18 protein-coding genes and 3 tRNA genes are annotated in these 24330 nt (G+C 59.2%); 20 read left to right on the top strand and 1 reads right to left on the bottom strand.

Going from position 1 to position 24330, the window contains the following annotated elements:
- The 12 genes from M3436_03660 to M3436_03715 all read left to right on the top strand — a co-directional run.
- Positions 1 to 1444, top strand: a 1444-nt coding sequence (locus tag M3436_03660) for a leucyl aminopeptidase (protein MDQ3563259.1), incomplete at its 5' end; no start/stop codon positions are given.
- Complete coding sequence (locus tag M3436_03665; protein MDQ3563260.1) at positions 1431 to 1877, top strand: DNA polymerase III subunit chi; 447 nt, start codon at positions 1431 to 1433, stop codon at positions 1875 to 1877. The genes M3436_03660 and M3436_03665, both read left to right, overlap by 14 nt.
- A 337-nt stretch (positions 1878 to 2214) precedes the next feature.
- On the top strand, positions 2215 to 4971 hold the full coding sequence (locus M3436_03670) for a valine--tRNA ligase (GenBank protein ID MDQ3563261.1): 2757 nt from the start codon (positions 2215 to 2217) through the stop codon (positions 4969 to 4971).
- 159 nt (positions 4972 to 5130) lie between these two features.
- Positions 5131 to 5215 (top strand) — tRNA-Leu (locus M3436_03675).
- A gap of 42 nt (positions 5216 to 5257) precedes the next feature.
- Entirely contained in the window at positions 5258 to 6589 is a 1332-nt protein-coding gene (gene tig / locus M3436_03680) for a trigger factor (protein ID MDQ3563262.1), read from the top strand.
- A 6-nt stretch (positions 6590 to 6595) separates the two neighbouring features.
- Entirely contained in the window at positions 6596 to 7234 is a 639-nt protein-coding gene (gene clpP, locus M3436_03685) for an ATP-dependent Clp endopeptidase proteolytic subunit ClpP (protein MDQ3563263.1), read from the top strand.
- A gap of 59 nt (positions 7235 to 7293) precedes the next feature.
- Complete coding sequence (gene clpX, locus M3436_03690) at positions 7294 to 8574, top strand: ATP-dependent Clp protease ATP-binding subunit ClpX (GenBank protein MDQ3563264.1); 1281 nt, start codon at positions 7294 to 7296, stop codon at positions 8572 to 8574.
- Positions 8575 to 8689: 115 nt separating this feature from the next.
- The gene (gene lon / locus M3436_03695; protein ID MDQ3563265.1) at positions 8690 to 11095 is read left to right on the top strand and encodes an endopeptidase La; all 2406 of its coding nucleotides are present in this window, start codon (positions 8690 to 8692) and stop codon (positions 11093 to 11095) included.
- Positions 11096 to 11300: 205 nt separating this feature from the next.
- Positions 11301 to 11573 carry an HU family DNA-binding protein gene (locus M3436_03700; protein ID MDQ3563266.1) on the top strand — a complete coding sequence of 91 codons (273 nt, stop codon included), beginning with the start codon at positions 11301 to 11303 and terminating at the stop codon, positions 11571 to 11573.
- Between the two features lie 10 nt (positions 11574 to 11583).
- Positions 11584 to 11659 (top strand) — tRNA-Val (locus M3436_03705).
- Between the two features lie 19 nt (positions 11660 to 11678).
- Positions 11679 to 11755 (top strand) — tRNA-Asp (locus tag M3436_03710).
- Positions 11756 to 11886: 131 nt separating this feature from the next.
- Positions 11887 to 13785: a SurA N-terminal domain-containing protein gene (locus tag M3436_03715; protein MDQ3563267.1), complete on the top strand. Its 1899-nt coding sequence runs from the start codon at positions 11887 to 11889 to the stop codon at positions 13783 to 13785.
- Positions 13786 to 13794: 9 nt separating this feature from the next.
- On the opposite strand, the gene M3436_03720 is transcribed toward M3436_03715, so the two are convergent.
- The gene (locus tag M3436_03720) at positions 13795 to 14568 is read right to left on the bottom strand and encodes an enoyl-ACP reductase (protein ID MDQ3563268.1); all 774 of its coding nucleotides are present in this window, start codon (positions 14566 to 14568) and stop codon (positions 13795 to 13797) included.
- 134 nt (positions 14569 to 14702) lie between these two features.
- Between M3436_03720 and M3436_03725 the strand changes: the two genes are divergently transcribed.
- The 8 genes from M3436_03725 to M3436_03760 all read left to right on the top strand — a co-directional run.
- Positions 14703 to 16811: a peptide-binding protein gene (locus M3436_03725; protein ID MDQ3563269.1), complete on the top strand. Its 2109-nt coding sequence runs from the start codon at positions 14703 to 14705 to the stop codon at positions 16809 to 16811.
- Positions 16812 to 16830: 19 nt separating this feature from the next.
- Positions 16831 to 17793, top strand: a complete 963-nt coding sequence (locus tag M3436_03730) for an ABC transporter permease (GenBank protein ID MDQ3563270.1) — start codon at positions 16831 to 16833, stop codon at positions 17791 to 17793.
- A 53-nt stretch (positions 17794 to 17846) separates the two neighbouring features.
- A complete protein-coding gene (locus M3436_03735; protein ID MDQ3563271.1) occupies positions 17847 to 18776 on the top strand; it encodes an ABC transporter permease in 930 nt (309 codons plus the stop codon).
- Positions 18777 to 18845: 69 nt separating this feature from the next.
- The gene (locus M3436_03740; protein ID MDQ3563272.1) at positions 18846 to 19124 is read left to right on the top strand and encodes a DUF4242 domain-containing protein; all 279 of its coding nucleotides are present in this window, start codon (positions 18846 to 18848) and stop codon (positions 19122 to 19124) included.
- 9 nt (positions 19125 to 19133) lie between these two features.
- Positions 19134 to 20438 (top strand): acetyl-CoA C-acetyltransferase, encoded by a 1305-nt coding sequence (locus M3436_03745; GenBank protein ID MDQ3563273.1) that lies wholly within the window; start codon positions 19134 to 19136, stop codon positions 20436 to 20438.
- A gap of 230 nt (positions 20439 to 20668) precedes the next feature.
- Positions 20669 to 22711 (top strand): 3-hydroxyacyl-CoA dehydrogenase NAD-binding domain-containing protein, encoded by a 2043-nt coding sequence (locus tag M3436_03750; GenBank protein MDQ3563274.1) that lies wholly within the window; start codon positions 20669 to 20671, stop codon positions 22709 to 22711.
- A 67-nt stretch (positions 22712 to 22778) separates the two neighbouring features.
- Complete coding sequence (locus tag M3436_03755) at positions 22779 to 23303, top strand: hypothetical protein (GenBank protein ID MDQ3563275.1); 525 nt, start codon at positions 22779 to 22781, stop codon at positions 23301 to 23303.
- Positions 23304 to 23459: 156 nt separating this feature from the next.
- Positions 23460 to 24330: sigma 54-interacting transcriptional regulator (locus M3436_03760; protein ID MDQ3563276.1), on the top strand; the 871-nt coding region annotated here is incomplete at its 3' end.

Below are 24330 nucleotides of genomic sequence, written 5' to 3' on the forward strand. Positions count from 1 at the left end.
TAAGCGCAAGCTTGCGGAGACCGCGGCGCAACTGGACCAAGCCAGTCACCATTACATCCGCCGCATCATCAAGCGCGGTGATCTCGAAGGGCGATGCGGCCAAACCTTGATGCTGCATCAGATCCCGGGCACGGCGGCCGAGCGCATTTTACTCATCGGATGCGGGCCGGAGAACGAGCTGTCCGATAACAAGTATCGCGAGATCGTCGCCAAGGGGGTGACGGCGTTAAACGACGCGGGGGTGACCGAAGCCGCGAGCTACCTCGCGGAGATCCCGATCCCGGATCGCGGCCTCGGCTGGAAGGTGAGGCAACTGGTGGAAACCGCCGAGAGCACCCTCTACCGCTTCGAGCGGCTGAAAAGCAAGCGCGAAACGTCCGCCGCGTCCCTGCGCTCGCTGCGGGTCGCGATCGCGAAACCGCACGACGCCTCGGCCGCCGAGGAGTCCTTACGAGAGGGCCGCGGCATCGCCGAGGGGGTCCGTTTGGCGAAAGATCTCGCCAATCTGCCGAGCAACATTTGCACCCCGGCCTATCTCGCGGATGAGGCGCGGCGGATGCAGAAACGCTACGCGGCGTTAAAGGTTGAGGTCTTGGGGGTAGCGCAGATCAGGAGGCTAAGGATGGGAGCCTTCCTGGCGGTGGCCCGCGGCAGCCGCGAGCCGCCGGCGCTCATCATCGTGCAGTACCGGGGAGCGCACGCGGCGCAAGCCCCGGTGGCCTTGGTAGGTAAGGGGATCACTTTCGATTCGGGTGGTATTTCGATCAAGCCGGCCGCCGCCATGGATGAGATGAAATACGACATGTGCGGGGCGGCCAGCGTCCTCGGGACACTGCGGGCCGTTGCCGAGCTGCAATTGCCGATCAACCTCGTCGGCCTCATTCCGGCGACGGAAAACATGCCCGGCGGTAATGCGGTAAAGCCCGGGGATATTGTGACTAGCCTCTCGGGCCAGACGATCGAAATCCTCAACACCGACGCCGAAGGGCGGCTCGTCCTTTGTGATACCTTGACCTATGCCCGACGCTTCAAGCCCGCGGTGGTCATCGATATCGCGACTCTGACGGGTGCCTGCGTGGTCGCCTTGGGTCAGCACGCCTCGGGGCTCTTGAGCAATCACGAGCCCTTGGCCGCGGCCTTGCTGGCCGCGGGCGGGCGGAGCGGCGATCGGGCTTGGCAACTGCCCCTTTGGGAGGACTATCAGAAACAGCTCGACAGTCCCTTCGCGGACTTCGCCAATGTCGGCGGCCGTGAGGCCGGTAGCATTACCGCCGCGTGCTTTCTCGCGCGCTTTGCCAAGGATTTGAAATGGGCGCATTTGGACATTGCCGGAACCGCGTGGCGTACGGGAAACAAGAAAGGGGCGACGGGCCGTCCGGTGCCGCTGCTCGTTCAATACCTGCTTGATCGGGTACGCAAGCCCGAGGACCATGCCCCGGGTTGATTTCTACCTCCTGGAGGAGGGCGATGGTCGTACCCGCGGCCAAGTCGTGTGCACGCTCGTCGGCAAGGCCTTCGCGAGCGGTCAGCGTGTGTGCATTCTTGCGGGGTCCGCGGAGCATGCGGAGCAGATCGATGACTTGCTTTGGACCCATAAAGACATCAGTTTTCTGCCGCATCAGCGCTGGGATGAACATCCCGATCCCGAAACCCCCATCTTGATTGGATGGCAAGGCGAGCACCCGCCCGCCGAGATCTTGGTCAACATGAGCGCTGCCGCGCCCGGTGGGTCATTCGAGCGCCTCATCGAGGTGGTTGATTGCGATCCCGCGCAACGCGAGGAGGCGCGAGGGCGTTATCGAACCTATCGGCAGGCCGGTTATACGCTGGAAACGCATCGGCTGCACGCCGCACATGAGCGATCCGGCGCGTCCTGATGCTTCCCTGCAGGCGTCGCCGGCCGGCGATGACTACCTCGCAGCAACGGATTCGGAGTCAGTGCGAGCGGACGGCGAGACCGAGATCCCGGTGCTTAAGGATGTGGTGGTTCAAGATCGCGTTTCGGCTTTGCCAGCGATGCCGCCGTTGGACTCCCCCGAGCTCGAGGCGCTCGCGGTGCGCATTACCGGCCACATGCAGCGTATTATTTCGGTTCAGATCGCGCACGCCACCCATCGCATTCTGACCGAGATTAGAGCCTTGCGTGGCCTGCCCGCCGCCGCGCCGGCCAGCGCATCCGCAGCACGAGATTCGCCCGAAACCCCAGCGATCACCATGGACAAGACCTACGATCCCAAGGACATCGAACAGCATTGGTACGACACCTGGGAAAGCCGCGGGTATTTCGCGCCGCACGGCTCCGGGTCCGCGTACTGCATCATGCTTCCGCCGCCCAATGTCACCGGCAGCCTGCACATGGGCCATGCATTCCAAGACACGCTTATGGACTGCTTGATCCGCTATCACCGCATGCGGGGTTGCAGCACACTCTGGCAATGCGGCACCGACCACGCCGGGATCGCCACCCAGATGGTGGTCGAGCGCCAATTGACCGAGCAGGGGTTGACGCGGCAGGAAATGGGACGAGAAGCCTTCACGGAAGCGGTGTGGCGATGGAAAGCACAGTCGGGTGACACGATTACCCGTCAGCTTCGGCGTTTGGGCGCCGCCATGGACTGGTCGCGCGAGCGCTTCACCTTGGATCCCGGTTTATCGGCGACGGTGACGGAGGTATTCGTGCGCCTCTATGAAGAGGGGCTTGTTTACCGGGGCAAGCGGCTCGTGAACTGGGACCCGGTCTTGTTAACGGCCCTTTCAGATCTCGAGGTGATAGCCACCGAGGAGCAAGGTCATCTCTGGCACATCCGCTACCCGCTGGCCCACGGGAAAGGGCACCTGGTCGTGGCCACCACCCGACCCGAGACGATGTTGGGCGATGTCGCGGTGGCGGTTCATCCTGCGGACGCGCGCTTCCAGTCCTACATCGGTCAAGAGGTGCAATTGCCGCTCACCGGCCGGAACATTCCGGTGATCGGCGATCCCTATGTCGATAAGGAGTTCGGATCGGGGTGCTTGAAGATCACCCCGGCGCATGATTTTAACGACTATGAAGTCGGGGTCAGACACAAGTTGCCGTTGATTAGTATCCTGAGCGAGCGCGGGGTAATTAATGCCGAAGCGCCTCCGGCCTATCGCGATCTGGATCGCTTCGAAGCGCGCGCGCGCATCGTGCACGATTTGGAGCAACAAGGGCTGCTCGAAAGGGTCGAGGAATACAAGCATACGGTGCCGCGCGGGGATCGCTCGAATGCGGTCCTTGAACCTTATCTCACCGACCAATGGTTCGTGCGCGTAGCGCCGCTCGCCGAGCCCGCAATTCGTGCGGTCGAAGAGGGCGCCATCCGCTTCGTCCCGGACGTTTGGGCGAAGACCTACTTCGAATGGATGCGCAACATCAAGGATTGGTGTATCTCCCGGCAGCTTTGGTGGGGACACCGGATCCCGGCCTGGTATGACGATCAAGGCCATGCCTATGTAGGCCGCACCGAGGCCGAGGCGCGCGGCCACCATGGGATCCCCGACGGGCAAGCTCTGGCCCAGGATCCCGACGTGCTCGATACCTGGTTTTCATCGGCGCTCTGGCCGTTTTCGACCTTGGGCTGGCCGGAGGAGACCGATGAGCTGCGGCGCTTTTACCCGACCGATGTCTTGGTGACCGGGTTCGACATCATTTTCTTCTGGGTGGCCAGGATGATCATGATGGGGCTCAAGTTCACGCAGCAGGTTCCGTTCAAGGAGGTTTATATCCATGGACTGGTGCGCGACGCCGACGGCAACAAGATGTCGAAATCCAAAGGCAACATCCTCGATCCGCTCGATCTCATCGACGGTATCGAGCTTGACGCTTTGGTCGCGAAACGTACCACGGGTCTCATGCAGCCGCAAGACGCCGCTAAGATCGAGCGCGCCACGCGCAAGCAATTTCCGCGGGGTATCGGGGCATACGGCGCCGACGCCCTCCGCTTTACTTTCGCGGCGCTGGCCACTCAGGGTCGGGATATCCGCTTCGATCTCGGCCGTATCGAAGGCTACCGGAACTTTTGCAATAAGCTCTGGAACGCCGCGCGCTACGTGCTGCTCGCCACCGGGGGTGAGGCGGCCTCTAGCGCGGAAGGAACCTATGGCTTGGGGGAGCGCTGGATCCGATCGCGTTTGCTCCAAGCGCAACAGGCTGCCATCGAGGCCTTCGGGACTTACCGCTTCGACCTCGCTGCCCAGGCGATCTACGAGTTCACCTGGGACGAGTATTGTGACTGGTACCTCGAATGGTCCAAGGCGGCGCTGAACCACGCTACTGACGAGCGGGTGCGGCGCGGATGTTTACAGACCCTGGTCGAGGTGCTTGAGACCTTGTTGAGGCTGGCGCATCCGATCATTCCCTTCGTCACCGAGGAGATCTGGCAACGCGTCGCGCCGCTCGGGGGCGTCAGCGGCGATTCGATCCTATTGCAAGCTTATCCGGCGCCCGGGGCGCTCGAAATCGACACCGCCGCGATGGAGGAATTCAATTGGGTGAGGAGTTTTGTCCTCGCTGTGCGGCGCGTACGTGCGGAGATGGACCTTGCGCCGGCGAAGCCCTTGGCGGTGCTGACAGAGCATGGATCCGGCGCCGAGCATCAATGGCTGGAAAACAATCGCCTGTTTCTCATGCATCTTGGCCATGTCTCATCACTGCAAACACTCACGGGCACGCCTTCTGCGGATATGGCCGCGGCTTTAGCGGGTGGGCTGAGCCTGTTCATACCCTTAGCGGGCCTCATCGATCGCGACGCGGAACTGCGGCGGCTCGATGGCGAGGTCGAAAAGCTGGAGCACGATTATATGCGGGCGACGCAAAAACTCGAGAATCAAGAGTTTCTCGAACGCGCGCCGAGTGCGGTCGTAGCCAAGGAGCAACAACGCTGCGAAGAGTTGACGCGCGCCCTCATGCGGCTGCGGGAGCAACGCAAGCGCGTCGAATCGTTGCGCTGACCAGCACTATCACTGCGCCGGTAAGAATCGTTGACCGTGAGCGCGGTCATGACGTATTTGATGACACAACGGTAGGGTGGTTTTTCAATAAACCGTTAGATGCTATCCTGGCCAGCGATTCAAACGATTCAAATAGGATGCGTGGACTTCTTGATGTCTGCGAAAGTGGCGGAATTGGTAGACGCGCTGGACTTAGGATCCAGTGGGGCAACCCGTGAGAGTTCGAGTCTCTCCTTTCGCACCAGTTGCGTAAATCACGCCGCCGCTTGGTGACAGGTAGATATCAATGCAGGTTTCATTGGAAACGACCGGAGCGCTCGAGCGCCGCATCACCGTCGAGATCCCTGAGGAGAACATCGCCTCGGAGCTACAGCAGCGGCTCGTGAAGTTAACACGAACCGCCAGGATCGACGGCTTTCGCGTCGGCAAGGTGCCCATGAAGCTAGTGCAGCGCCGTTACGGCGAACAACTGCGTCAAGAGGTACTGGACGATATCCTGCGGTCCAGCTATGCGGAGGCGATTCGCAAGGAGAACGTTCGGCCGGTGGGAGATCCCGCCATCGAGCCGCTCACTGCCGCCTCCGGTCAGGGATTGATCTACAAGGCGACCTTCGAGATCTACCCCGAAGTCACGCTGGTTCCGGCCGAAGATCTTCAGGTCACAAGAGTGGTTTGCGACATTACCGATGAGGATGTGGATAGCGCCATCCATGCGCTGCAACAGCGGTATCGCGGTTGGGAAAAAGTAGAGCGGCCGGCGCAACGCGGAGACCGTCTGGAGATTGATTTTCAGGGTAGCATCGCAGGCCTACCTTTCGCAGGCAGCCACGCGTCCGGTTTCACGTTGGAACTGGGCGCATCCGATCTCCTGCCTGGATTCGAGGAAGCGCTGGTAGGGCTTGAACCCGGCGCGGAACGTAGCGTGGATCTCACCTTTCCGGCGGATTCCCAGAATTCCGATCTCGCCGGGAAGCCGGCCCGTTTCCTGATCCAGTGCTTGAGTGTCTCAAAACCCGTGTTGCCCTCGTTGGATGAGGGGTTGCCCGAGCGCCTAGGAATCGAGCCGGGTGGAGCGGAAGAGGTGCGCACAAGGGTGCGCGCGAGCCTCGAAAGCGAGCGCAATCAGCGCCTGCAAACGCGGGTGAAAACTTGTGCCATGCAGGCGCTGTTCGAAGCCAACCCGATGGAATTGCCAAAGGCGTTGGTCCATGCCGAAGCCCGGAGTCTCCGGGATGAGGCCTATCGTACTCAGGTGCTGCGAAGCGGCAAGCAAGAACGGATTGAGATGCCCCCCGTCGAACTGTTTGAGGAGCGTGCCCGGTGGCGGGTTGCGGTCGGCCTCATCATCGGCGAGTTCGTTAGAACTATCGGCTTCGTGGTGAGTTCATCGATGCTGAGATCCGCCGTCGAAAGCATGGCGGTGGGTTTCGAGGACGCCGCGGCCGTGGTTAAATGGTATTACGAGGATCGCAAGCGCCTCGCGAGCGTCGAAGCCCTGATCCTTGAAAACGAGGTGGTAAACTGGGTGCTTAGCAGAGCTACAATCAAGGAACAAGCGTTGACGTTTGACGCGCTGATGAATCCACGGCAGACTGACGACCAAGCGACGGCAAGCTGATTAACTATGTACGAGAGTGAGAAATCCACCCTAAGAGGGCTCAATCTGGTGCCGATTGTTGTTGAACAGTCGGCGCGGGGTGAGCGGGCGTACGATATTTACTCCCGGCTTCTTAAGGAGCGGGTGGTGTTTCTCGTCGGGCCGGTGACGGATGAAGTGGCCAACGTGATCGTGGCCCAGTTGTTGTTTCTGGAGTCGGAGAACCCGGACAAGGATGTGCATCTGTATATCAATTCCCCTGGGGGTTCCGTGAGCGCGGGCCTGGCAGTCTATGACACCATGCAGTTTATCAAGCCGAGCGTCAATACCATGTGTGTCGGGCAGGCAGCGAGCATGGGAGCGCTGCTGCTCGCCGGCGGCGCGAAAGGCAAGCGCCACTGTTTACCGCACTCGCGCCTCATGATTCATCAACCGCTCGGTGGCTTCCAGGGCCAGGCATCCGATATCGACATCCACGCGCGCGAGATATTAAAAGCGCGGGAACGCTTGAATCAGATACTCGCGCGGCATACCGGGCAAGCACTGAAGAAAATCGAAGCGGACACTGAGCGGGATAATTTCATGGGGGCGGAGGAAGCCAAGGAGTATGGGTTGATAGATGAAGTACTCTATCAACGCGCGCTACGTCCGGTGGGTGGCTTATAGATTGCTATGGTTAAAGATCAGCCCTGCAAGGTTAAATCCCTAATGCCTAGAGGTGGCCAATGAACGACGGCAAACAGTCTAGAGGCGGTGACGGAGAACGGCTCTTGTATTGTTCATTCTGCGGTAAGAGTCAGCACGAGGTACGCAAGCTTATCGCCGGTCCGTCGGTGTTCATCTGTGATGAGTGCGTGGAGCTTTGCAACGATATCATCCGCGAGGAGATGCACGGTAAATCCGCCGCGGGAGGAAACAAAAAGCTGCCGGCGCCGCAGCAGATCCGGCACATACTGGACGAATACGTCATCGGGCAAGATCGGGCGAAGAAAATCCTGTCGGTTGCCGTATACAACCATTACAAGCGATTGACCTCGCGCATCAAGCAAAACGATGTCGAGCTTGCCAAGAGCAACGTGCTGTTGGTCGGTCCCACGGGCAGTGGAAAAACACTCTTGGCCGAAACCTTGGCACGGCTCCTCAACGTTCCTTTCACGATTGCCGATGCGACAACCTTAACCGAAGCGGGTTACGTGGGCGAAGATGTCGAGAACATTATCCAGAAGCTGCTGCAGAAATGCGACTACGATGTCGAGAAGGCGCAAACGGGGATCGTCTACATCGACGAGATCGACAAGATTTCCCGCAAGTCCGATAATCCCTCGATTACGCGGGATGTCTCGGGGGAAGGCGTACAGCAAGCGCTCCTGAAACTCATCGAGGGTACGATCGCCTCGGTGCCCCCGCAGGGCGGCCGCAAGCACCCGCAGCAGGAATTCCTGCAGGTCAATACAAGCAATATCCTGTTTATTTGCGGCGGAGCCTTCTCGGGCCTCGAAAAAATCATCCGCGCGCGTTCCGAAAGGGGTGGGATCGGTTTCTCCGCGGAGGTCAAGAGTAAAGAAGACAAGAAGAGCATGAGCGAGCTTTTGCACCAAGTCGAACCGGAGGACCTCATCAAGTATGGGCTGATCCCCGAGTTCGTCGGACGGCTCCCCGTGATTGCCGTGCTGGACGAATTGGACGAAACACAGCTGATCCAAATTCTTACCGAACCGAAGAACGCGATCACCAAACAGTATGCAAGGCTCTTTGAGATGGAAGGGTGCGCCTTGGAGTTCCGGGACGAGTCCTTGCGTGCCGTCGCCCGTAAAGCCGTTGAGCGCAAAACCGGGGCGCGCGGCCTGCGTTCGATCCTTGAGCACAATCTACTCGACACCATGTTCGAGTTGCCTTCGCTCGAGAATGTGGTCAAGGTGGTGGTCGACGATGCGGTCATCAAGGGAGAATCGAAACCTCTGTATATTTACGAGAGTGCTGAAATCTCCAAAGCGGCATCGGATTGAGCGAGCACGCGGCGCAGCGGTGCGCAGCAGATTAGTTCACAAGCTCTGAGAGCGCGTGCGTTACCTGGGAGTAGTGCGATCTAACTCGTTGCCCGGCGAAGGAAGGCAAGACAAGATGACTGAACAGACGATAGTGCCCGTATTGCCGCTGCGCGATGTAGTGGTCTATCCGCATATGGTGATCCCACTGTTCGTGGGCAGGCAGAAATCGGTCAAGGCGCTTGAACAAGCGATGGATGGGGGCAAGCAAATCGTGCTCGTCGCCCAAAAGAGCGCGGCCGACGATAACCCTGATGTCGGCGATCTCCATTGGGTAGGAACCGTATCGAACATCCTGCAACTGTTGAAGTTACCCGACGGCACGATCAAGGTGCTGGTGGAAGGGGTGCGCCGCGCGCGGATCCTCGCTTTTACAGAGACCGAGCGTTTGTTCAACGCGAAGGTGGAGTTTCCGAGTTCCGAGGAGATCGACCCGCGCGAGGCGGAGGTGTTGTGCAGGACGCTGCTCGATCAGTTCGACCAATACGTCAAGCTTAACAAGAGAATCCCCGCGGAGATCCTTGCGACCTTATCGTCTATCGACGATCCGGAGCGGTTGGGAGACACCATCGCCGCACACCTGTCGATTAAGCTTGAGCAAAAACAAAAGCTCCTCGAGATCACCGATCTTTCCAATCGTCTGGAGCAGTTGGTCGGCGTCCTTGAGAGCGAGCTCGATCTCCTGCAAGTGGAAAAGCGCTTGCGAGGGCGCGTGAAACGGCAGATGGAGAAGAGCCAACGGGAATATTATTTGAACGAACAAATGAAGGCCATACAAAAGGAGCTGGGGGATCTCGAAGAGAGCGGCAGCGATCTCGATGAGCTGGCCAGAACGATCGGGAAGGCCGGAATGCCCAAGGAAGCCAAGGATCGGGCGCTGGCGGAGTTAAAAAAGCTCAAGATGATGTCGCCCATGTCCGCGGAAGCGACTGTGGTTCGGAATTACGTCGACTGGATGGTGAGCGTGCCATGGAAAAAGCGCACGAAAATCAGCCGCGATCTGTCCCAAGCCGGATCCATTCTCGAGGAGGACCACTACGGGCTGGAAAAGGTGAAGGAACGGATCCTGGAATACCTTGCCGTGCAGCAGCGAGTGAAGAAATCCAAGGGCCCCATCCTATGCTTGGTGGGTCCGCCGGGCGTGGGCAAGACCTCGCTAGGGCGATCGATCGCGCGCGCGACCAACCGCACCTTCGTGCGCATGTCGCTGGGCGGCGTGCGCGACGAGGCGGAGATCCGCGGCCACCGGCGCACCTATGTCGGTTCGATGCCGGGTAAGATCCTGCAGGTCATGGCCAAGGGGGGGGCCAAGAATCCGCTGTTGTTATTGGATGAGATCGACAAGATCTCCGCGGATTTTCGCGGCGATCCCGCTTCCGCGTTGTTGGAGGTCCTCGATCCGGAACAGAACCATACGTTCAATGACCATTATCTCGAGGTCGATTACGATTTGTCGGAGGTGATGTTCGTCACGACGGCGAACACTCTCAACATCTCTCCGCCGTTGCTCGACCGCATGGAGGTCATCCGCATCCCGGGCTACACCGAGGACGAAAAAGTCAATATCGCCGATAAATATCTCATTCCCAAGCAGAAGAAGAACAACGGGCTGCGTGAGAAGGAGGTCTTGATTACCGAGTCGGCCGTCCGGGAGATGATCCGCTATTACACGCGTGAAGCGGGCGTGCGGAATTTGGAACGCGAGATTGCCAACATATGCCGCAAAGTCGTGAAGCGCGTGCTTTTGAAGCCCACCGAGAAGATGGTCGCCGTCACGCCAAAAAGCTTGCATAAATATCTTGGTGTAAAGCGCTTCCGCTACGGTTTGGCCGAAGAAGAGGACCGCGTCGGCCAAGTCACGGGATTGGCGTGGACCGAGGTCGGAGGGGATTTATTGACGATCGAAGCCGCGGTCGTTCCTGGCAAGGGCAAGGAGACCTATACCGGGCAGCTAGGCGAGGTGATGCAGGAATCCATCAAGGCCGCCATGACCGTGGTGCGCAGCCGCGCGGCGAATCTGGGCATCGATCCAGCCTTTTATCGCCAGCATGACGTTCACTTTCATGTGCCGGAAGGCGCAACGCCCAAGGACGGACCGAGCGCCGGTGTCGCCATGTGCGCGGCGCTGGTCTCGGCGTTGACCGGGATCCGCGTACGCTCGAGTGTCGCCATGACCGGGGAGATTACCTTACGCGGTGAAGTCCTGCCGATCGGCGGGTTGAAAGAAAAGCTCCTCGCCGCGTTGCGCGGCGGGATCAAGGTGGTTCTCATTCCCGCCGAGAATGAGCGGGAACTGGAAGATGTTCCGAAAAACATCAAGCAGAACCTCGATATCAAACCCGTGACCTGGATCGACGAAGTCCTGACGCTGGCCTTGCAATATATGCCGGAAGCCGTTGCCTCGGCGAGCGAGAACCTCGACGCCATTACCCCGGAGTCATCAGGCGCCGAGCCGGGCAAGGATGTCATCAGACCGCATTGAGGTACGGCTGCCGCAAACTCAGACCAGCGAGCGGGCAAGCGGGGCGCCGGGGCCGCTAATTGCCTGCTTGACGCGTTTTAGGCGAGTTGGTATAACACATCGCCGCGCCATCCAACGCCGTTCGACCGCAGCGTTATTGAGATCCCGGGTATAGCGCGGCCCACTACAATGAATCCACAACTGCTTCGACAAGGGAGGCAAATGAATGAATAAGACTGATCTAATCGACGTGGTTGCTGAATCCGCCGACCTACCCAAGGCCTCGGCGGGCCGCGCGGTGGACGCGATGGTTGATGCGATCACCAAGGCGCTAAAAAAGAACGACGAAGTGACCTTGGTTGGTTTCGGCACCTTTTCCGTGCGCAAGCGGGCGGCGCGCGCGGGCCGCAACCCTCGCACCGGAGAAACCATAAAAATCGCGGCGTCGAAAGTCCCGGCATTCAAGCCTGGAAAGGGCCTCAAGGATGCCGTAAACTAACCGGCACCTTGGGTGCTTAGCTCAGTCGGGAGAGCGTCGCCCTTACAAGGCGAAGGTCGGGGGTTCGAACCCCTCAGCACCCACCAGCGCCCGTCGCTCAGCGCCGGAGTGGTAGTTCAGTTGGTTAGAATACCGGCCTGTCAAGCCGGGGGTCGCGGGTTCGAGTCCCGTCCACTCCGCCAACCTCCGTGCAGCGCGCAACCCCCTCGGGTTGCGCCTTCCGCTATTCCCGTATAGCTGGATTTCACCGTGGGGGTTGGAGTGCCGTCCGCTGGCCGTTTCCATATCATTCCTACGAGGTCGTTCCGGCAAGATGTTACAAAGCATTCATGATCGCGCTCAAGGCTGGCTCGCGTGGATCATCATCGGATTGATCTGCATTCCATTTGCATTCTGGGGGATCCAGGAGTACTTCACGGCCGCCGAGGAGGTCGCGGTGGCGGAAGTCAACGGCGAGGAGGTTGAATTAGACGCCTTCCAGCGGGCCTACCAGCAATACCGTAAGCAATACCAAATGATCCTTGGGCGCTTATCGGAAAAAGCAAACGAAGACGGGCTGAAACAGCAAACGCTCGACCAAATGGTGGAGATGCTGCTCAAAAAACAGCTCGGCGAAAAGCTTGGTCTGAGGATCAGCGATCAGCAAGTTACCCAGGCGGTGAAAACCTTTCCCGCGTTTCAAAGAGACGGTAAGTTTTCCAATAATCTTTACGAGCGGGGATTACAGAGCGCGGGGATGTCAGCGGTTACGTTCGAGGAGCAGTTGCGGCGTGAATTGTTGACCGACCAGGTTCACAAAGCCGTGATCGACACCTCCTTCGTAACCAAACGTGAGATTGATCTGGTCGCTAAAATCAAGAGCCAAACGCGTTTGATCACCTATGCGATCATTGCCGCGCAGCCGTTGCAATCGTCGCTGCAAGTCAGTGACGAGGAGATTGCACTGCGTTATAAGGGTGAGACCGAGACGTATACCGCCCCAGAGCAAGTGAAGATCGCCTACCTCGAGCTGTCGCTCGAGGAGATTGCCAAGCAGATCGAGGTGACGCCGGATGCGCTCAGTGGCTACTACGACGAGCATAAATCAGCCTATACGCTGCCCGAGCAGCGCCGGGCGCATCATATCTTGATCAAGGTCGCGAAGGAGGCCGATCAGGAAGCGGTCAGTAAAGCCCGCAAGGTGATCGAAGCGCTGGCGGAGCGAGTGAAAAAGGGTGAATCGTTCGAAGAGCTTGCCGCGAAGTATTCCGAGGACCTCGGGTCGAAAGCAAAGCGGGGCGATCTCGGTTTTTTCCAGCGTGGGGTGATGGCGCCGCCGTTCGAAGAGGCCGTCTACGCGCTGAAACCGGGAGAGATCTCTGGCGCGGTGCGGACCGATTTTGGCTTTCATTTGATCCGCTTAGACGGGATTAAGACAAGCAAGACAAAGTTGTTCGAAGAGGTTCGCGAAGAGATCGAAAAAAACTACCGTAACGAGCAAGCCGAACGGCGGTTCTTCGATTTGAGCGAAAAGATCGAGACACTGGTCTACGAACATCCCGATACGCTGGAGGTCGCCGCGCAAAGCTCGGGATTGAAGGTCCAAGAAAGCGCTTACTTCGGGCGTACCGGAGGCGAGGAGATCGGCGCGCATGAAAAGGTCAGCGATGCCGCCTTCAGTCCCGAGGTTTTGGAGGAACGCTTGAATAGCGAGCCCTTGGAGCTCGGTGACCATCATATCGTCGTCATCCGCGTGAAAGAGCATAGAGCGGCAAAATTGCGGCCTCTCAATGAGGTGAAGAACGACATTAAGGCAGCCATTTCCTCGGATAAGGCCAAAGCGGCGGCGAAAACGCAAGGTGAGGCGCTATTGCAGCGCTTGAAGAGCGGCGAAGGCCGCGAGCAACTTGCATCCAAGGAAGGATTAAAATGGGTGGAGAAGGAAAAGCTTGGCCGCGATGACACCGGCGTCGATAACGTTCTGCGGCGGATGGCGTTCAAGTTACCGCGGCCGAACGAGGGCAAGGCTAGTTATGGTGGTAGCGTGCTCGACAACGGGGATTATGCGCTCATCGCGCTGTTGGACGTTGATAAGGCCGAGACCGTGGACGCAGAGCGGCGTAAGCAATTAAAGGACGAACTCCTGCGCACTACCAGTAACCAGGAGTGGCGGGATCTCATGAGCGATTTACGGCGGCGTGCCGATATCGCGATTTTTTCGGAAAACTTATGATCAGACGATTCACATCCCGACGATATTAAAGCCGCCATCGACGTACGTGATCTCGCCGGTGATTGCTGAGGCGAGATCCGAACACAGAAACGCGGCAACGTTTCCAACCTCGTCGATCGTAATATTGCGCCGCAGAGGCGCGGTCTTCTCGACATGATCGAGGAACCTACGGAATCCCGTGATGCCCGCAGCGGCAAGGGTCCTGATGGGGCCCGCGGAAATCGCGTTGACACGGATCCCCTCGGGGCCGAGGCTGTGCGCCATGTATCTTACGTTCGCCTCGAGGCTCGCCTTGGCGAGCCCCATGACGTTGTAATTAGGCATGGCGCGGATGGCGCCGAGATAGGTCAGGGTTAAGAGAGATCCTTGCCGGCCGTTCATCATCACCCGCGCCCCGTTGGCAAGCGCGGAAAAACTATACGAGCTTACCTCGTGCGCGATGCGGAAACCGTCGCGAGTAACGGTGTCGAGGAAGTGGCCTTCCAGCTGCTCCCGTGGTGCGAAGGCGACCGCGTGCACTAGAATATCGAGATGATCCCAATAATCATCCAAACGTTCGAACAGCGCTTGGATCTCGGAGTCACTGGCGACGTCGCAAGCGACGATGATGGTGGAACCCAATTCGGCGGCGAGTTCCTCGACGCGTTCTTTCAGACGCTCGTTCTGAAACGTGAACGCAAGCTCCGCGCCCTCGCGCCGCATGGCCTTGGCGATCCCCCAGGCAATCGAACGGTTGCTGGCGACTCCCACGATCAAAGCCCGTTTTCCGTCAAGAAATCCCATTTAACATTCCCCTAAGCTTGATGGCTCTTTACGCGTTAGACGTTCATGCGCACCTAGCGCTATCATATACAAGCCATGGTCTTCGAGCTACGCCGTCGATTCCCCGGGGTCCGCGGCTCCGCGAAAGGTAGCCGATGGCGTTAAGACGCTGGCTCCTGGCCGTTCCCTTGGTGCTGCTCGTGGCGCTGCTACAGGCTTATTTCTGGGTACCCACTTATGATCAGCAATCCGCCGGTAATCCCAAGCGCTTGCTTAAGTATATCGAAGCCTCGGCCGCCGATGCCAAGATCCTAAACCCGATCCTCAACGCGGACACCGTCAGCAGCGGCATTACCGACTATGTGTTTGAGGGTCTGTTGGGGGCGGATCAAGATCTCAGGCTCCGAGGCCGTTTGGCCACGGACTGGGCGATCACGGAACAAGCGTATTTAATCGTGCGTCCGGACAAGCACTTGCCGGATGGAACGCCGGTTTCCGCTGCCGAGCTTAAAAAGCGTATCCTCGACGCGCGCGATCGTGGGGGCCGAAGTGGCTTGAAAGGATTAATACTGGCTATCGACGTGTTGCATCCTGAAACCCGCGCAGAGACCGTAGTGACACCGCCAGCCGAGGGCAAACCCGCGGAAATACGTGTTAAGGTGCGGGTTCCGGAGCGCCTCCGGTTTTCGCTGTCTCGTGTGGACCAGGATTTTTTTTCTCGCCTCGAGCCCATCTTGGGATCCGGTTATCTCGATGGGTTCCGCCACCGGCGGCACATAGATGCCGAGGAGCCCGGCGCCGCGGATCGACTTCGGCCCCATCTGGCGGAACTGCTTCCGATCGCGGAGCATAACCCGGTGATCGTATTCCACCTCCGCCGCGGCGTCCGCTTCCACGATGGAACGGAGGTGACGGCGCGGGATGTGAAATTTACCTACGACGCCATCATGAACCCCAAGAATCTCTCCCCGCGCGTCTCCGACTTCGAGCCGATCAAGTCGATCGAGATCCCCGATCTCCATAGCGTGAAGATCACGTACAAACGGCTGCATTCCCCGGCGATCAACGCCTGGACGATGGGGATCCTGCCCCAGCACCTTTTGAGCGAAGAGGCTAGTAGGGCGGAGACGCAAAACCTGTCCGCGGCGGCGCGCGCGGCCTTTGGCATGCGTGAGCGCCGCTTCAATCGGCATCCGATCGGGTCCGGTCCCTTTAAATTTGTTGAGTGGCGAGGCGATGAATTTATCCACCTCGAACGCAACGACGATTACTGGGAGGGCCGCCCCGAGTTCGAAGACTACTATTTGCGCATCATTCCCGACGCCCTAACCCAGGAGGTGGAGTTTCGCACCGGCGCCGTCGACTACTACGGGGCCATGCCCCATCAAGTGGCCCGGTATCTAAAGGACGACAGCTATCAGTCGTTTTCGAGCCTCGCCTTGAGCTATAGCTACATCGGGTACAACCTGCGGAAGCCGTTGTTCGCGGACCCGCGGGTGCGCCGGGCGCTCGGCATGGCCATCGATGTGGACGAAATTATCCGCTACCTCTTGTATGGCGAAGGCGAGCGCACCACCGGTCCCTTTCCCAAGGAGACCGCTTGGTACGATCCCGCGGTGCAGCCCCTGCCTTACGATCCGGCGGCCGCATTGCGGCTGCTGGAAGAGGCCGGTTGGCGCAAGAACGCCGAAGGATGGCTGGAGAAAGACGGGACCGTCTTCGAGTTTAATTTGATCACCAACAGCGGCAATCCCGCGCGCAAGAATATCATGACCGTCGCCCAGAATGCCTGGAAGAGAATCGGCATCAAATGCAACACTCAGTATTTCGAATGGGCGGTGTTCTTGGAGGATTTCGTGGACAAGGGCGCGTTCGACGCGGTGGTCCTGGGGTGGACCACTCCGCCGCTCGACCCGGATCTATACCAGATCTTTCATTCCAGCCAGTCCGGACCGAAACAGCTTAACTTCGTGGCCTATAACAATCCCGAGGCCGATCGGCTGATCCTCCGCATCCGCCAGGAATACGATCCCGAGCGCCAGCGCGCGCTTGCCCACCGGCTGCACCAAATCATCTACCACGATCAACCTTACACGTTCCTCTATACACCGCGCGCCACCCGGGTGCTGGACAAGAAGATCGTCATCGTCGAGCGCGACGCAAAAGACCAGGAACGGTATGTAAAGATCTATCCGACCAAGGGCGGCACGATTTCCTATTATTTCAACAAGTGGCGTAAATTGGCGTTTACTCCCGAGTTTTAGTTTTCAAGAACGATAAGACATGTGGGCCTATATCCTACGCAACGTCTGGCAGCGTCTCATTCTGCTCGTCTTCGTCTCGATCCTCGCGCATTCCGTGGTGCATCTCGCGCCGGGCGAGCCGAGCGAAGTGGACCCCTCGAACCCGCGCATGAAACCCGAGGACATCGCGCGCATCCGGGCCGCGTTTCATCTCGACGATCCGCTCTACCTGCAGTATATCTACTGGCTGCGGGATCTCGCTTCCGGTGATTTGAAGTCCTTTAAGGACAGCCAGCCGGTGTTGCCGAAGATAGGTCAGCGTCTCTTGAACTCCTTGCCCTTGTTTCTGCTCACCACATTGATTGTCTGGGGCTTGTCGTTTCCGACCGGCATCCACGCCGCGGTCCACAGGGACTCTCCTTTCGATCGCTCGACGACCTTTCTGTCCTATACGCTGATTTCCATACCCGGATTTTTTCTCTCCTATCTGGTGATTCTCGGCGTCGTCGATACGCTCGACGTACCGGTGATCGGGATGACCACCTTCGGGATGGACGAGGCCGTACCCGTGTTCCAATGGATGGATCGCCTCTGGCATCTGGCCATCCCGGCGCTGATGTCGGCCGTGATGGGCATTGCGATACTTTCGCGTTATGTGCGCTCGCAAATGCTGGAGGTCATCGGCCAAGATTATGTGCGCACCGCGCGCGCCAAGGGGCTGCCAGAGGACGTCGTGATCTACCGCCATGCGTTGCGCAATGCGCTGTTGCCCTTCGTCACCATGTTTGGTTTTCTGGTACCGGGCCTGATCGGCGGCTCGGTGATTTTCGAGCAGATTTTCGCTTGGCCAGGCATCGGCCGCCTGGGTTATGAAGCCATTTTGGCGCGCGATTTCCCGGTGATCTTGACGCTGAACTTCATCGCCGCGGTGCTGACGCTCATCGGCACCTTCGTCGCGGACATCTTGTACCTGTTCGCCGATCCGCGCATTCAGATCGAGTAACCGTGAGCGCCGCGCAACTGCAAAGCATTGCCAGCGAAGCGCCGGCACCGGATCTGGCCGGTGAAGCCCCGGCATTTTGGCCTACGTTTTGGCAAAACCGGCTGGCCGCGGCCGGCGCCGTCGTCCTCGTTATTCTCCTCGGGTTGGCGATCGCCGGAAAGGTGTTAACCGAGTGGTGGATCGTATTCGACACGGAAACGATTCGCTTGCCGGATAAATTTAAACCCCCATTCTCCGAGGCTTCATTAGGCATGATCCCCGCACGGGATATACCCGTATTCGGCCATTATTTTCTCGGCACCGACGAGCTCGGCCGCGATGTATTCGCGCGGATGTTGCAAGGCTCCTTTGTGTCGCTCTCAATCGGGTTCGTCGCCGTGGGGATTTCGGTGCTCATCGGCACCGCGCTCGGCGCGCTTGCCGGGTTTTACGGAAATCTGCGGCTCGGCATCGTTACGGTTGATACCTTGATAATGCGGTTTACCGATACCATGATGTGCTTCCCGACCTTTTTCCTTATTCTTACCGTGGTCGCGCTCTTGCCGCCGAGCATATACAACATCATGATCGTCATCGGGCTGACGAGCTGGACCGGCACGGCCCGCTTCGTACGGGCCGAGTTTCTGTCCCTGCGCGAGCGTGACTTCGTGGTGGCGGCCCAAGCGCTGGGCGTACCCGAGATCCGCATCATGTTCCGGCACATGCTCCCGAACGCGATGGCGCCGGTGCTGGTATCGGCCACCATCGACGTGGCCTCGGCGATCTTGACCGAGTCGGCGCTGAGCTTTCTCGGCTTCGGGGTACAGCCGCCCTACGCCACCTGGGGGAATATCCTGGCTGACGGCAAGGATTTCATTTTCGATGCGCCGTGGCTTTTTTTCACCCCCGGGTTCGCTATCCTCATCGTGGTTTTATCCTTTAACCTGGTGGGAGAGGGACTGCGGGAGGCGTTGAATCCGGGGCTGCGGACGCGGCGAACCTGACGCGGGTAGGTAGGGCCGGCCATTGAGGGTTAAAATACTCTCGAAAGCTTAAAATAAAGGAGACTCACCATGCCTAAATACGTCATCGAACGCGAGATCCCCGGTGCGGGAAAACTTTCAGCGCAGGATTTGCGGGCGATCTCGCAGAAATCCTGCGGTGTCTTAAACGGGCTTGGACCTCAAATTCAATGGGTTCAGAGCTACGTGACCGGCGACAAGGTCTATTGTGTCTATATCGCGCCCAACGAGGAGATGGTGCGGGAACATGCCCGCCAAGGTGGCTTCCCCGCAAACCGGGTCTCGGAGGTGGCGTCGGTGATCGACCCAACGACCGCGGAAGGTGGTTGAGGAGTCGCTATGACCATTACCAATACACGCATACCGGGGCGGCCGGTGTTCATCATCGACGGCAGCCGCACACCTTTTCTCAAAGCACGCGCTAAGCCGGGACCGTTCACCGCCACCGAGCTTGCGATCCACGCCGCCCGGCCGCTGCTCGCGCGGCAGCCCTTCGCGCCGGCGGACTTCGACGAGGTCATCTTCGGTTGCATCATGCCGGGTCCCGATGAGGCCAATATCGCCCGGGTCATCGCTCTGCGTCTCGGCTGCGGGGATGCGACCCCGGCGTGGACGGTGCAGCGCAATTGCGGATCGGGGATGCAAGCCATCGACAGCGCCGCGCGCGACATCGCCTCGGGACAAGCCGACCTGGTGCTCGCGGGCGGCACCGAAGCCATGAGCCATGCTCCGGTGCTGTTTGGCAATGCGATGGTGGCCTGGCTCGGGCAATGGAGCCAGGCGCGCAACGTGGGACAGCGGTTCAAGGCGCTGACGCAGCTACGCTTGGGTTACTTGCAGCCCATCATTGGCCTGCTGCGAGGCTTGACCGATCCCGTGGTCGGCTTGTCGATGGGACAGACCGCCGAGATCGTAGCGCACCGCTTTGGGATCAGCCGTGAGACCATCGACGCCTATGCGCTCGAAAGCCATCAACGCCTCGCCCAAGCGCAGCGCGAGGGGAAGCTGAAAGAGATCGAAACCATCTACGATTGGCAGGGCAATTACTACGATCACGACGAAGGCGTGCGGCCGGATACGACCTTGGAGCAGCTCGCGCGCTTAAAACCCGCCTTTGATAGAGACTTCGGCAAGGTGACCGCCGGCAACAGCGCCCAGGTGACCGATGGGGCGGCCTGCGTGATCCTGGCGAGCGAGAGCGCTGTCGAACGTCACAAGCTTCCCGTGCTTGGGCGGATCATCGACAGTGAATGGGCCGGGCTGGACCCCGCCCAGATGGGGCTGGGCCCCGTCCACGCCGCGACACCGTTATTGAAGCGCCACGGCTTGAGCCTCGCCGATGTTGAATTCTGGGAAATCAACGAGGCCTTCGCGGCCCAGATCCTCGCCTGCCTCGCGGCCTGGAACGATGAAACGTATTGCCGCGAGCAGTTGGGCCTGGATCAACCGATGGGGGTAATCGCGCGCGATCGCCTGAACGTGGACGGCGGAGGCGTCAGCATGGGTCATCCTGTCGGGACGAGCGGCGCCCGCATCGTTTTGCATCTGCTGCGCGTCCTCGAGCGCAACCAAGCCGTCCGTGGCGTGGCCGCCCTTTGCATCGGCGGCGGTCAAGGAGGCGCGATGTTGATCGAGCGGCAATGAATGATATTTCGGATATCGCACCGGCTAGTGTTCTGTAACTCGAATAAGCCAATAAACACAGTCGGCGTCAAAAACCAGATTCGTCATTCCTGCGGAAGCGGGAATCCAGCGCCGGCCTATGCTCCGCGTGGATTCCGGCCCAAGTCCGCTGCGCGGACTTGGGCCGGAATGACGGGTTCTGCGGCGTGTTTCTGCGACACTCCACTAGAGTCAGCCTATTAAGGGGGGTAATGGGATTGGAACCAGGCTTAAAACATTGGCGCCTTGAGATTGACGCATCCAATATCGCGAACTTGCATCTGGACAAACAAGGCCCGGGGCCTAATGTGCTGTCCTCCGAGGTGCTGGGCGAGCTCGATGTCATCATCGGTGCTATCAGCGAAAGCTTACCGCGCGGATTGATCATCCGCTCCGCCAAGCCGAGCGGTTTTATCGCCGGGGCTGACGTCAAGGAGATTGCGTCCCTGCGCGATAGCGAGGACGCGCTCGTGCTCATCCGGCGGGGACAAACGATCTTCGATCGCTTGGAAGGCTTGGCGTGCCCGACAGTGGCGGCCATCCGCGGATTTTGCGTCGGCGGGGGCCTCGAGCTGGCGTTGGCGTGCCGTTACCGCGTCGCCTTGGATGAACTGGCAACGCGCTTGGGTTTACCCGAGGTTCTTCTAGGTATTCATCCAGGTTTCGGCGGCACTGTGCGGCTGACGAGGCTCATCGGCGCCCCGGCTGCGATGGATCTGATGCTGAGCGGGAGGACCGTGGACGCACGGACCGCCAAAAAGCTCGGTATCGTCGATGCGGCGGTTCCCGAACGCCATTTTGAATCCGCGATTATCGCCCACGCGCTTACCCCGCCGCCTATCAAGAAACCGAAGTATTTCCTGAAGCTCGCGAACACCAAGCTGGTACGTCCTTGGCTCGCGCGTTATCTACGTGCGCAGGTAAAAAAACGCGTGCGCGCAAACCATTATCCGGCGCCCTATGCGCTCATAGACTTGTGGGAGCGACACGCAGGCGACCCGGCGCACATGCTCTTGGAGGAAGCCCGGTCGGTCGCCCGGCTTGCCACCGGCCCGAGCGCCCGTAATCTGGTGCGCGTATTCTTCTTGCAAGAGCGGCTGAAGGGCCTCGGGCGCACACAATGGCAAGCGCCGCCGAAGATCCATATCATCGGTGCGGGTGTCATGGGCGGGGACATCGCGGCCTGGTGCGCTCTGCGCGGCTTGCATGTCACCCTGCAGGATCGCGGTGCGCAATATATCGCGCCGGCGTTGCGGCGTGCTCATGATCTGTTCTCAAAACGCATCCGGGACCGGCGTCTGCGGCGAGACGCCTGCGACCGATTGGTCCCAGACCACGATGGCTTGGGATTGCCGCATGCGGATGTCGTCATCGAGGCGATCGTCGAGGATGTCAAGATCAAGCAAGCGCTTTACGAGACGATTGAACCGCGCCTCAAAGCGGACGCGATCTTGGCGACGAATACCTCCAGTATCCCGCTCGAAACCCTGGCCGCGATCCTCAAGCGCCCCGAGCGGCTGGTCGGATTGCACTTCTTCAATCCGGTCGCCAAGATGCAGTTGATCGAGGTGATCGACGCCCCGGCGACGGACCCGGAGTGCTTGGCCAAGACCGCTGCGCTGGTGCGTGCGCTCGATCGCTTGCCGCTCCCGGTGAAAAGCTCCCCCGGATTTCTCGTCAATCGGGTGTTAATGCCCTACCTCATGGAAGCCATCGTCCTGTGGTCGGAAGGCATACCGCCCGAGGTCGTCGATGACGCCGCAACCGAGTTCGGGATGCCGATGGGTCCCTTGGAGCTGGCGGACACCGTCGGCATCGATATTTGTCTGTCGGTGGGCCAGATTCTGGCCGGGCATTTCAAATCCGAGGTGCCCGGGCAGCTTAGAAACCTCGTGTCCCAAGGTCACCTCGGGCGCAAGAGCGGCAAAGGGATCTATGCGTATCGCAAGGGCAAGCCCGTCCGTCGGCGCGCTCGCGGCAAGGACTCGTATGACCTCGAGGAGATCCGCGACCGGCTCATGTTGCGGCTGATTAATGAATCGGTGGCTTGCTTACGGGAAGGGGTGGTGGAGGATGCCGATCTCTTGGATGCGGGCATGATCTTCGGTACCGGGTTCGCCCCGTTTCGCGGCGGGCCATTGCACTATGTAAAGGACACCGGGAAGGAGGCGGTAGAGGAGCGGCTAGAGGCGTTAACCACGAGGTTCGGGTCGCGCTTTTCCCCCGATCCGGGGTGGACGACGCTTACCTTTTAAGGTGCGGACGATGCGGGAACTGTGTTACTTTGGAATCAGCTTTCAAAAGCGATAACAGGAGGATTGAATGAAAATATATTTACAGGCATTAGCTTTATTGGGTTCCGTGCTTGGACTGGCCGCCTGCGGCGGCGACGGTGATTCCGCGGCGACCGCAAGCCCCGATGACTTCAAAATCGGCGGGACCTGGGAAGCCGAGTTGCCCGATCTAACCGACTCGTTGGGAACCCATAAATTCAAGGGTAAGGTGACGTTTTCAGAGAATACCTACACCTACTCGTGGTCCAATCGCCTCGTCGGAACCAATAGTCAGGTCGTGTATGATTGGACTGAAACCGCGCGCGAGACCGGTTCGGTATCAGCCACGCCCGAATATATGGAATGGACCGCCGAATCGTTCGGGGAGGCGGAGTACAATCAGGCCGACAATACCTGGAGCACGGTCGAGATGAAGTCGTCGAAGAGTGACTACGCCATTAAGTACAAGCTCGAGGGGGATAAACTGACGCTCATGGAAGACATCAATCTCGATGGGGATTACGACGACGTCTTCCAGGCGCCCGAAACCCTGATTTACACCAGAGTCAATTAACCGCTTCCTCCTCCCCTGAGCGAGTGTTCGCCATCCCGTATCGCCGCAGCGTAATTTTTTCACACACCAGATAGGACATAGTTCACCGAATCACGCAAAGATCGCACTTATATTATCCCGCAGTTTCACCAATCCAAAACAACGGCTGCCTCGTAAATGATTTTGGAGACGAACCTTTCTACCCGGGAGCACTTCGACATGGATATCGACTTTGAAGCGATCTTAGGCGAGTGTGTGCAAGGCGATCTTAGCGCTGTCACGGCGGCGGACACGGCCGATCCTTTCGATCCCATTGTGGGACGGAGCGACGCCGTTCGAGTTGTCATCGACGCCGCAAGACGGGTGGCAAGGTGTTCCGTTCCGGTCTTGATCGGGGGCGAGACGGGAAGCGGAAAAACCCTGCTGGCAGCGGCGATTCACAATGCGAGTCCTCGCCGCGGACGGCCGTTTATTGCCCAAAACTGCGGCAGCCTGCACGAAACTTTGTGCGAGAGCGAGCTCTTCGGCCACAAGCGCGGCGCATTTTCGGGCGCGGTCCAGGACAAGAAAGGATTGGCTGAAGCCGCGGACGGCGGCGCGCTGTTCCTGGACGAAGTGAGCGAGTTGAGCCCGGCGTTGCAGGTGAAGCTACTGCAGGTGTTACAGGACGGAAGCTTTCGGCGCGTGGGAGACAATCAATACCGGCGTGTCGATGTAAGGTTAATCTCCGCAACCAACAAAGATCTCCAGCGCGAGGTGGAGCGGGGTAATTTTAGAGCGGATCTCTACTACCGTCTGAATACGTTCCCTATCACGATGCCCGCGTTGCGGGAACGCCGGCGCGACATACCGGTGCTCGCCGAGCATTTTCTGGCGAAACACCGCCAAGGCATTAACGATAGCATCGTCGCGCTCAACGGTGAGACCCTGGTAGCCTTATGCGCCTATGATTTCCCGGGCAACATACGCGAGCTTGAGAATCTCGTGATCCGCGCAATGGTGGTAACGGACGGTAGCGAGATCATGCCCGGATCTTGGTTGCCCAAGA

The sequence above is a fragment of the Pseudomonadota bacterium genome (genome assembly GCA_030859565.1).
In the GTDB taxonomy this organism is placed as follows: domain Bacteria; phylum Pseudomonadota; class Gammaproteobacteria; order JACCXJ01; family JACCXJ01; genus USCg-Taylor.

Bases quoted from the DNA above. Each gene is read 5' to 3' on its own strand.
- M3436_03665 (MDQ3563260.1), top strand. From the start codon at position 1,431: ATGCCCCGGGTTGATTTCTACCTCCTGGAGGAGGGCGATGGTCGTACC.
- M3436_03670 (MDQ3563261.1), top strand. From the start codon at position 2,215: ATGGACAAGACCTACGATCCCAAGGACATCGAACAGCATTGGTACGAC.
- tig (MDQ3563262.1), top strand. From the start codon at position 5,258: ATGCAGGTTTCATTGGAAACGACCGGAGCGCTCGAGCGCCGCATCACC.
- clpP (MDQ3563263.1), top strand. From the start codon at position 6,596: ATGTACGAGAGTGAGAAATCCACCCTAAGAGGGCTCAATCTGGTGCCG.
- clpX (MDQ3563264.1), top strand. From the start codon at position 7,294: ATGAACGACGGCAAACAGTCTAGAGGCGGTGACGGAGAACGGCTCTTG.
- lon (MDQ3563265.1), top strand. From the start codon at position 8,690: ATGACTGAACAGACGATAGTGCCCGTATTGCCGCTGCGCGATGTAGTG.
- M3436_03700 (MDQ3563266.1), top strand. From the start codon at position 11,301: ATGAATAAGACTGATCTAATCGACGTGGTTGCTGAATCCGCCGACCTA.
- M3436_03715 (MDQ3563267.1), top strand. From the start codon at position 11,887: ATGTTACAAAGCATTCATGATCGCGCTCAAGGCTGGCTCGCGTGGATC.
- M3436_03720 (MDQ3563268.1), bottom strand. From the start codon at position 14,568: ATGGGATTTCTTGACGGAAAACGGGCTTTGATCGTGGGAGTCGCCAGC.
- M3436_03725 (MDQ3563269.1), top strand. From the start codon at position 14,703: ATGGCGTTAAGACGCTGGCTCCTGGCCGTTCCCTTGGTGCTGCTCGTG.
- M3436_03730 (MDQ3563270.1), top strand. From the start codon at position 16,831: ATGTGGGCCTATATCCTACGCAACGTCTGGCAGCGTCTCATTCTGCTC.
- M3436_03740 (MDQ3563272.1), top strand. From the start codon at position 18,846: ATGCCTAAATACGTCATCGAACGCGAGATCCCCGGTGCGGGAAAACTT.
- M3436_03745 (MDQ3563273.1), top strand. From the start codon at position 19,134: ATGACCATTACCAATACACGCATACCGGGGCGGCCGGTGTTCATCATC.
- M3436_03750 (MDQ3563274.1), top strand. From the start codon at position 20,669: ATGGGATTGGAACCAGGCTTAAAACATTGGCGCCTTGAGATTGACGCA.
- M3436_03755 (MDQ3563275.1), top strand. From the start codon at position 22,779: ATGAAAATATATTTACAGGCATTAGCTTTATTGGGTTCCGTGCTTGGA.